8 protein-coding genes are annotated in these 6,784 nt (G+C 33.4%); all 8 read left to right on the top strand.

The window, feature by feature from the left end; genetic code table 11:
- The coding region (locus tag ACHABU_RS20535) for a replication initiation protein (RefSeq protein WP_435766817.1) at window positions 1-982 on the top strand (982 nt) is incomplete at its 5' end.
- A 152-nt stretch (window positions 983-1,134) separates the two neighbouring features.
- A complete protein-coding gene (locus ACHABU_RS20530; protein ID WP_435766815.1) occupies window positions 1,135-1,350 on the top strand; it encodes a hypothetical protein in 216 nt (71 codons plus the stop codon).
- A 306-nt stretch (window positions 1,351-1,656) separates the two neighbouring features.
- Window positions 1,657-2,265: a transglutaminase-like domain-containing protein gene (locus ACHABU_RS20525; protein ID WP_435766814.1), complete on the top strand. Its 609-nt coding sequence runs from the start codon at window positions 1,657-1,659 to the stop codon at window positions 2,263-2,265.
- A 68-nt stretch (window positions 2,266-2,333) separates the two neighbouring features.
- A complete protein-coding gene (locus ACHABU_RS20520; RefSeq protein WP_435766813.1) occupies window positions 2,334-2,507 on the top strand; it encodes a hypothetical protein in 174 nt (57 codons plus the stop codon).
- A gap of 161 nt (window positions 2,508-2,668) precedes the next feature.
- Window positions 2,669-3,574 (top strand): aminoglycoside phosphotransferase family protein, encoded by a 906-nt coding sequence (locus tag ACHABU_RS20515; RefSeq protein ID WP_435766812.1) that lies wholly within the window; start codon window positions 2,669-2,671, stop codon window positions 3,572-3,574.
- 333 nt (window positions 3,575-3,907) lie between these two features.
- Window positions 3,908-4,231: a MobC family plasmid mobilization relaxosome protein gene (locus ACHABU_RS20510; protein ID WP_435766818.1), complete on the top strand. Its 324-nt coding sequence runs from the start codon at window positions 3,908-3,910 to the stop codon at window positions 4,229-4,231.
- Window positions 4,198-5,586, top strand: a complete 1,389-nt coding sequence (locus ACHABU_RS20505; RefSeq protein ID WP_435766810.1) for a relaxase/mobilization nuclease domain-containing protein — start codon at window positions 4,198-4,200, stop codon at window positions 5,584-5,586. Before ACHABU_RS20510 ends, ACHABU_RS20505 begins: the two co-directional genes overlap by 34 nt.
- Window positions 5,587-5,607: 21 nt before the next feature.
- Window positions 5,608-6,120 carry a DUF3967 domain-containing protein gene (locus ACHABU_RS20500; RefSeq protein ID WP_435766809.1) on the top strand — a complete coding sequence of 171 codons (513 nt, stop codon included), beginning with the start codon at window positions 5,608-5,610 and terminating at the stop codon, window positions 6,118-6,120.
- Window positions 6,121-6,784: the final 664 nt, after the last annotated feature.

Below are 6,784 nucleotides of genomic sequence, written 5' to 3'. Positions count from 1 at the left end.
TAAAATGAAAATTTTTTCATATGAAAACAGTATTCAAAAGAGCAATGATTTATCTATGGCTAAATTAAGTCAGGGATTAACGCTAAATCAGATGCAACTACTGGCATATGCTATTTATTCCACGCAAAAGGATGGCAAAACAGAGTTTATAAAAGCTGATTTTGAAAAGAAATTCAACATAGATCAATACCGTACAGATGACGCTTATAAAGATTCTGAACGAATTCTAGATTTAAAAGTCTCTACACAAGATTTAGCCAATGATAAATTTAAATTTTGGAATGCTTTTTCAAGTATGGAGTATGATAAGGGTCATTTTATTTTTGAATGGAATGAAAAAATGATTCCTCATATTTTGGAGTTAAAAGAAAAGTATGTTTCCACTGATTTAACGATTACCTCACAATTTAAAAGTGGATTTTCTTGGACTTTGTATGACTACATAAGAGCACATTATGGATACTGGCACAAACCAATATCCAAAGAGGCATTAATGAATTTATTTGGTGTGGAGAATGTGAAAAGTTATCAAAACAATACAGGATTATTTAAAAACAGAGTTTTAAATGTTGCGATTGATGAAATTAATCATTTTACTGAATTAGATGTACGTTATGAAGTGGAAAAAAAAGGTCGTTCCATTGTTGGTTTTGACTTGATTTGGTCTACGGGTACGAATCAAAAAAGTGCAACTAAAAAACAAATAAAAGAGTTAAAAATGACTGTCGATACAGTAATTCAAGATTCCCTTATATTTATTGATTTAAATGACGAGAAAAACCGTCAACGTGCGATACAGATAGTAAAAGAAATACGTGAAATGATTCCGCACACAACTGAACCGATCTGTATTACATATGAAAAAGCTAATAACCTTATTGATAAAGTACGATTAAATTTAGACGAATTAAATCGTTTTCTACCTGATGAATCAAAAAGAGATACTAGCTTTTATTATAATTGGTTAGAAGAAAAATCTTAGACTGATTAAAAATTCTATTCATGCAGTTGTCCATGATGAAATCGGAAAAGAGGTGAATAATATGCAATTTGTAACTATTATCATTTCTTTAATATCAATGGCAATAAATGTGGTCACACTTGGATTAGTTTTTAGGTTAAGGAGGAAGGTAAATGACTGAAAACACACTGGCGTGGTTTAACAATGAATATGAAAAAGTCCTTCATAGTGGCTTATCTGATAGCCAAAAAAGCAAAGAATACGCCAATTTGATGACTGAAATGGAATATAAATTTAAGGTACCAATGCTTAAAGATCCCGAATGGGAAAAAGAAAATCGATCTGTTATTGCCCTGTATCGCAAAATCTCAAATAGTAGGGATTTGTAACAACAAGAAAAGTCATAGGTTTCTATGACTTTTCTTGTAAAAGTAATATATATGAAGGGCTCCCTTCCTTCACCACCCAGCAAATGCTGGAATTTAATTATATCAAAATCCCATTTGCAAAGCGAAATGGGTAGATATTTGACTTTGCAAATGGTGTAAACTGAAACTTATAGGATGTTTGTGAAAAAATGTACTTAAAGTAACGGGCAGAAGAGTTTAACAGTACACCTGTCAATATTAATATTTCATATTGTATAATGATACTTAAATACAAATACTTATACTAGCAAAACGGGAGTGGGGATAATGAATTTGAAAGTTGAGTCTGAAAATTTAGCGAATTATTTACTTGAATTAAAAGAAGTTAATTATTCCAATCCAAGATTAAAACAGAAGGCAGATGAACTTTTTAATTCAAATCAAACGGAAATTGAAAAAGCTAAAGTAGCTTTTGAATTTGTTCGTGATGAAATTTTTCATTCTTGGGATATTCAATCGGAACGCGTTACTTGTAACGCTTCGGAGGTATTAGAACTTAAAGAAGGAATCTGTTATGCAAAATCACATCTATTAGCGTCATTATTGCGCTTGCAAGGAATACCAACAGGTTTTTGTTATCAAAGGCTAATGTTGTTTGATACTCCAGAAAAAGGGTATTGTATTCACGCTTTAAATGCTATTTTTCTTAAATCGCTCAATAAGTGGATTAGGGTAGATGCTCGTGGAAATAAAACAGGAATTGATGCACAGTTTTCAACTGAAGAAGAGAAGTTAGCTTTTCTAATTAATGAAAAACTTAATGAAAAGGATTATCCAATTATCTATACGAAACCTCATCCTAAAACAGTGACTGTTTTAGAAGAACATACGAATGCAATAGAAATGTATAAAAATCACTTACCAGAGAGTTTGTAGTTGTTCAACAAATTGGTGCGATTGCTCAATAAGAATATTTTTATATGAAAGGTTGTTGGTGCGGAATTATGCGTTTATCACTTTTAGGTATTTCAATATCACTATTTGGTATAGCACTTATATTAGCTTCAAGTGGTTCAGGTTCAGCAATCGGACTTGGTGTTTCATTTGTAGGATTAGTAGTATCACTTGTTTCTTGCTTTATAAACGAGGCTAGAAAAGTAAAGGGCAATTCTTATTGAAGTAGCACCATTTAACACAATAAGGAGATCGTTAATTTGGCAGCCTATCTTGATGTTCTAACTGGCAGGTTAGTGAAAGAAGGCAATGTAGTTTTTTCATAGAAATATACAAGTTTAAGAGTATTGAATTGATTTCAAAATTTAATAACAGGGGTGAGGGTGTGAGTAAAACACTAATAAAACAGATTCCTTTAATAAGTAATTGTAAAGAAGTTATTGAAATTAAAAAGGGGTTTTCCACAGATGAAAAATATCTAATACAAATGCAAGATGGTAACAAAAAACTATTACTTCGGATGTTTAATTTAGAAGAGTTGGAACTAAAGAAGACAGAATACTCTATTATGGAAAGGTTACAGGATTATCACGTTACTTGTTCACAACCAATTTCAATTGGTGAGGTAGGAAATCGGGGGTATATGATTACATCATACATAGAAGGTAAGGATGCTGAGGATGAAATCTCAAAATACTCAGACCAAGAACAATATAATATTGGTATTGATGCAGGAAAAGAATTAAGAAAAATGCATCAATTATCTGCTCCAAACCATATCTCTTCGTGGTATTCAAGGAAAGTTGAAAAGCATAAGAAATATATAGATGCTTACTTAGCATGTGAGGTAAAGGTTAAAAATGACCATAAAATAATGGGTTTTATTGATGAGAATATCCATCTCATGAAACAACGCCCGAACTTATTTCAACATGATGATTTTCACCTTGGAAACATCATCGTGAATAATAAAACATTTGCTGGAGTTATAGACTTTAACAGGTATGATTGGGGAGATCCAATTCATGAATTTCTAAAGATAGGAATTTTCAGCCGAGAAGTAAGCATTCCTTTTTCAATAGGACAAATCAGAGGTTATTTTAATAATAAAGAGCCTGATGAAGATTTTTGGAGGTTGTATTCACTTTACCTAGCAATGTGCGTTTTCTCTACTGTAGTATGGACTTTAAAAACTATTCCAAACAACATGAATGAGATGTTAGATAAAGTTTATATGTATTTAGAAGATCATGATTACTTTAGCAGATTAAAACCTAAGTGGTACCAATAGAATAAAGGTTTGTGAAAGATTGTACTTAAAGTAACTGGTGCTTTAGTTGAGAAGAAGATAATCGGATGGATCTTTAATATGGCAAAAATTCATCTAGGTGCAGAAACAAGTTTCCGCACCTAGATGAATTTTTTTATTCGCCATTACTGGCGAACAGGTCTTGATCTAGGGGGAGTGCAGGCATAGCCAAACGTTTGGGGGAAATCCCCAACAAGCGCCTTTGCAGACACGAAGTGGCTAGCAAAGGTACAGCTTGCCAACCTCTCTATTATCATGCTATGATAATTACAAAATTAGAAAATTTTGGATAAAGAGGGGGCGGTCGTTTTGGGAGTGAACCGTAAAGAAAATCGACAGATTAACTTTAGGGTTAGCGATGACGAATATGAACGACTTGAGCGAATGGCGAAAGAAGTTGGTATGAGTGTGCCGAATTTCTGTAAGAAAAAGGCACACGGTTCTAGAATGAAATCTCCAAAAATTAATAGGGAAGCTGCGTTTGATATAGCACGTCAGCTACGGGGCATTGGGAACAACGTGAACCAATTGACCAAAAGAGCCAATGAGAATAAAACAGTTCCCAAAGAAGAAGTGCAAGAGATCCAAAAGGAGTTGCAGGGATTATGGCAACAATTCAACGAAGCACTACAAAAGTAGCCAATCGATTAATTTCATACGCTGAAAAGCGAGCAGAAGTGAAAGAGGGAGTAGATTGTCCGGCTGAATATGCGAAGGCTCAAATGAAGTCAACTCGTGAATTATGGGGCAAGAATGATGGAATACAAGCTCATCATATTATCCAGTCATTTAAACCTGGGGAAGTAACTCCTGAACTAGCAAATGAACTTGGCCAAGAACTTGCAAAGGAAATGGCCCAAGGTCATGAAGCAGTCGTTTACACGCATACAGACAAAGATCACATTCATAATCATATTGTCATTAATTCCGTTAATTTTGAAAATGGTTACAAATATCATGCACATGGAACAGATGAATTAATAAAAATACGTGAAGCAAGTGATCGAATTTGTAAAGAGCATGATTTGTCTATCGTAGAAGAAAATTCATCACCAGTACGCTATACATTGGCAGAAAAAGCACTAATAGATAAAAATAAATTTAGCTGGAAAGACGATATAAGAAATAAAATTGATTTAGAAAAAACTTCTTCAAAAAACTATGAAGAATTTAAACAAAATATGATGGACAAGCATGGAATTGAAGTAAAGGAACGTGGAAAAAACACCACTTATATTAATCATGAAAATGGTAAGAGAGTAAGAGGAAATAAACTAGGTGAATCATATGAAAGGGAGACGATAAAACATGAGTATACAAAGTCTGCAGAACGAGAAATTGAAAGAAAACTCGGATTCGACGACTACCTCTTTGGAAAAACAATTGGCACTAATAGTGGAGAAAATGAACGAAATTCGGGTGCAACAACAGTACGTAGCGAGCAGTTACACTCAAGTTCAATCGGAATTGGAGAAGGTTCAGAAGGAAAGAACGCAGGACATGAAAAACAACAATGGATTCATGGAATCATTAGACCAGAGGTTGAAGGACTTGCGAACACAAGTGAACACGAATCAGACAGAGCAAGTGTCCGAAACAACAAAAGAATTGAACCAACTCTCGGAAACATTGAAAAAGAACACGGAAAATCTATTGGAACAAACGAACAAGAATCAAGAAAAACAAATTATCAAAACGAAACTACTTCGACAAGAGCTAATAGAGTTCGTAACAACTATGAAGCAGGAAAACAAACCAACGAAAAAGGAATTACTCATGGTGAACGGACTACGGACAGGGGTGATCGTTCTCCTGACATCAATAGTATGGGGAATTCTGACACTTCTCGTGTAGAAGGTGGCGATTTATTCAGTAATTTGGTCAACAATGCCCAACAGAATGAAAATAATTATGATAACGACTTGGAAAAACAACGCCAAAAAGCAAAGAAAAAATCGAAAAATCATACTCTTGAAGATGAATTAGAATTGTAAGAGTATATAGGGGGCTCTTCATTGAATGATAGTCAAGTAATTCATGATACCAAAGATGTTGCAGCACACTTTAAAATTCATACAAGTACCGTTAGGAAATATTGTGACTTTCTAGAAAAGGCAGGATACTCCTTTCACAAAAATGAATATGGTCATAGGGGATTTTTTGATGAAGATTTGATGGTCCTTAGAAAACTTATTGAACTAAAACGCACTATGGCGCTAGAAGAAGCTTCAAAGTCAGCAATAGCATGGAAAAACGGCAGTGATGTCTCGGATGGTGCTACACCAAAAGAGCAATATATTGTACGATATAGCGACTTATTAGAGGAATTTAAAGACTTTAAAAAAGAACAAGAATCTTTTAATCGGGAACTTTTAACTCAATTAAAAAGCCAACAGGATTATATGAATTCTAGATTAGAAGAACGGGATCAGAACCTAATGAATGCGTTAAATCAAAGCTTGGAAACTCAAAAACAATTAGCTTCAACCTCAACCCAACAAAAGAAGTGGTGGAAGTTTTGGAAATGAAAATAAAACCTTTTAATTGTTTCAAGATTCTAAATATGCTAGTATAGAGATACAATCTGTTTTACTAATATCACAAAAAAATTACCCGAAAGAACGCCTATCCTAGATTTTTAGGAATAGGCGTTCTTTCGTTGTCGAGAAAAGTGGTTCAGTTAAATAAGAATAATATGCATCTCCTCTAAGAACGTCATATGCCTCAATTATTAATAATTAGGGGCTATGGCGCTTTTATTTTTGTAAATAGGTATAAACACTCTATTAATCTATCTAAAGGTTTCCAGAGGTCTAGAAATCGCCTTCTATTTGTTAACGTTGTTACTAATGTTTTTGGTTCTTTCTTTTTTTATTTTGAGTTTTAAAAATGGGGAGAATTCCCCTATATATTTATTATTTTTTTAAAGATTAATTACTTTAATTATATTTAGGACAAGGTAAACCCCTTGCGCCCCAAGGGGTTTACGGGTCTATTGAAACAAATACTCCTGTCTATTGAAACAAATACTCCTGTCTATTGAAACAAATACTCTCTTTCTGTTGAAACATTAGTAAAATTAGGTTACAATATAATAAACAAAAGAAACATGTATAAAGGATAAATTACATATGAAAAGGAGTATTTGTTTCAATGAAAAAAAAGGTGATTAAAATTGGCTAGGAAGAATGG

Source organism: Oceanobacillus sp. CF4.6 (genome assembly GCF_051262635.1).
In the GTDB taxonomy this organism is placed as follows: Bacteria; Bacillota; Bacilli; order Bacillales; family Amphibacillaceae; genus Oceanobacillus.
The sequence above is the reverse complement of the archived record's forward strand: the minus strand, read 5'-3'. Positions and strand labels throughout refer to the sequence as shown.